The organism is Actinocrinis sp. (assembly GCF_035605935.1).
In the GTDB taxonomy this organism is placed as follows: Bacteria; Actinomycetota; Actinomycetes; order Streptomycetales; family Catenulisporaceae; genus Actinocrinis.
Genome location: NZ_DATNGK010000108.1, coordinates 1 through 2638, shown reverse-complemented (window position 1 = coordinate 2638; position 2638 = coordinate 1). Strand labels below are relative to the sequence as shown.

Annotated in this window: 3 protein-coding genes and 1 pseudogene; all 4 read left to right on the top strand. The window is 70.6% G+C overall.

Going from position 1 to position 2638, the window contains the following annotated elements; all coding sequences use genetic code 11:
- The coding region (locus VN779_RS09680; protein ID WP_325722120.1) for a hypothetical protein at positions 1-342 on the top strand (342 nt) is incomplete at its 5' end.
- A gap of 92 nt (positions 343-434) precedes the next feature.
- Positions 435-1031 carry a 2-oxoacid:acceptor oxidoreductase family protein gene (locus VN779_RS09675; RefSeq protein ID WP_325722119.1) on the top strand — a complete coding sequence of 199 codons (597 nt, stop codon included), beginning with the start codon at positions 435-437 and terminating at the stop codon, positions 1029-1031.
- Positions 1018-2316, top strand: coding sequence for a hypothetical protein (porA, locus tag VN779_RS09670; RefSeq protein ID WP_325722118.1), 1299 nt, complete (start codon positions 1018-1020; stop codon positions 2314-2316). Before VN779_RS09675 ends, porA begins: the two co-directional genes overlap by 14 nt.
- A pseudogene (locus VN779_RS09665) lies at positions 2313-2638 on the top strand (pyruvate ferredoxin oxidoreductase); the annotation flags it as partial. The gene porA and the pseudogene VN779_RS09665, both read left to right, overlap by 4 nt.

Sequence of the window (2638 nt, the reverse complement as noted above, 5' to 3'; positions counted from 1 at the left end):
CTGATGAGTCGCGCCGGCTGCCGAGACGCTCGAAGAAGCACAGCGAACGCGGGCAAGCATGAGGAGGGCCGAACGATGATGAACGGCTGGTCCGGATCGCCATCCGCTTGGGAGTGGGTCTGGATGTTCGTCGGGCTGTTTGCACTGTGGGCACTCGCGGGCGCCGGGGTCGTGGCCGCCACGCGCTTCCTGAGGCAGGGCGGCGGCGCCAGCCGGCGTGAACTCGAACCCGCGCCCCGGCTGAGCGCGGAAGAACTCCTGGCCGACCGCTTCGCCCGCGGAGAGATCGGCGAGGACGAGTACTGGCAGCGGCTGCACGCCCTGCGCGCGGCAAAGGAGTGAGCCCAGGCCGTTCGACCCGCCGGTCACGGGTCTCAGGACCCTGGGAGCCGCGGGCCCGCGAGACGACGATGCCCATGAGGAGGCGGGGCGTGATGTACCAGATCAGACTGCATGGACGCGGCGGTCAGGGAGTCGTCACCGCCGCCGAGCTGGTCGCCTGGGCGGCGATCGCCGACGGGCGTTACGCCCTGGCGTTCCCGAGCTTCGGTTCGGAGCGCACCGGCGCCCCGGTCGAGGCCTATTGCCGGATCGACGACAAGCCGATCCGCTCGCGTGAGCCGGTGACCGAGCCCGATCTGGTGGTCGTGCTCGATCCGACGCTGCTGGGCCAGCGCTTCGTCTTCAACGGCATCAAATCCGACGGCACCGCACTGATCAACCTACCCGTGGCCGCTTCGTCGGCGACCGGCACCGGCACTGGCTTGGCGCCGCGGGCCGCGCACGTCCGCACGGTGCCCGCGACCGAATTCGCCCGCCAGCGCACCGGTCGCCCGCTGCCGAACGCCGCGATGCTCGGCGCTGTCGCGGCGGCCACCGGGATCGTCCCGCTCGCCGCGGTACGCGACGCGATCGCCGCGCGGTTCCCCAGGACGATAGCCGAGGCCAACGCAGCAGCCGCGACCGACGCGTTCGAATACCTGCGGTTCGCCGCGCACGCAGCCTCGGAGGTCCATCGTGTCCACACCTGAAACGACGACGCGGCAGACCGGCTCGTCCGGCCGCGCGGTCGAAGGTTCCCGCGCGGTGGCCGAGACGGTCGCCCGCTGCAGGCCACAGGTGGTGCCTGCCTATCCGATCTCGCCGCAGACGCACATCGTCGAGGCACTCAGTGCTCTGGTTCGCCGAGGCGAACTCGCGCCCTGCGAGTACATCAACGCCGAGTCGGAATTCGGCGCGATGTCGCTGTGCATTGGCGCCTCGGCGGCCGGATCACGCACGTACACCGCGACTTCCAGCCAAGGGCTGCTGTTCATGGCCGAGGCGCTGTACAACGCGGCCGGGCTCGGCCTGCCGGTCGCAATGACCGTGGCGAACCGGGCGCTCGGAGCTCCGATCAACATCTGGAACGACCAGAGCGACTCGCTCTCCCAGCGCGACAGCGGCTGGATCCAGCTCTACGCCCGGGACAACCAGGCCGCCTGCGATTTGCACCCGATCGCGTTCCGACTGGCCGAGGAGCTTTCGGTGCCGGTGATGGTGTGCATGGACGGGTTCGTACTCACGCACGCCGTCGAGCGCATCGCGGTGCCGGATCAGGAAGTCGTGGATGCCTTCCTGCCCGCGTATCGGCCGCAGCAGATCCTCGATCCCGACGTGCCCATGTCGATCGGCGCGATGGTCGGTCCTGAGGCCTTCACCGAGGTGCGTTTCCTCGCCGACGGCCGGATGCGGCGGGCGCTGTTGCGGATGCCGGAACTGGCCGAGCGGTACGCGAAACTGGTCGGCCGCCCGGCCGAGCACTTGGCTCGCGGCTACCGCCTGGACGGCGCACGCACGGTGTTCCTCGCTATGGGCTCGGTGCTCGGCACTCTTGAGGACGTGATCGACGAGGCACGCACGGACGGACTGGCCGTCGGCGCCGTGGAGTTGACCTGCTTCCGGCCCTTCCCCGTGCAGCGCCTGCGCACCCTGCTGGCCGGAGCCGAGCAGGTCATCGTGCTCGAACGCGCCTTCTCCGCCGGCGCCGCCGGCATCATCACTCCGGAACTGGTCGCCGCGCTGGTCGATCCGCCCGCCGTACCGGTCCGCTGCAGCACCGTGGTCGCCGGGCTCGGCGGCCGCCCGATCACGAAGAAGGCGCTGCGCATGCTGGTGCGCGACGCGGCGGCGTCTCGCGCGGCCCGCTTCTCCTTCCTCGGTCTGGATCGCGATCTGCTGTCGCGGGCCGGGTATGGCCGCGCCTCGGACGACGCCCCGGGATCGACCGCCGAGCGACTGCTCGCCCGGCTGCACACGCGGGAGGAATCGCGATGAGCGTGAAGTTCTACCAAGTCGGCTCGCTCGCGGTCGGCAACCGGCTGCTGCCGCAGGAGGAGCGTGCCGGGCAGGCCGATCCGGAGCGAGCTAATAGCCTGATATCGGGACACCGGGCCTGCCAAGGCTGCGGTGAAGTACTCGGCGCACGCTACGTTCTGGACACCGCGATGCGCGCCACCGGCGGCAAACTGGTGGCGGTCAACGCCACCGGCTGCCTTGAGGTCGTCTCGACTCCCTTCCCGGAGAGCGCCTGGCGGGTGCCCTGGCTGCATTCGCTGTTCGGCAACGCCCCGGCGGTCGCGTCCGGCGTCGCGGCGGC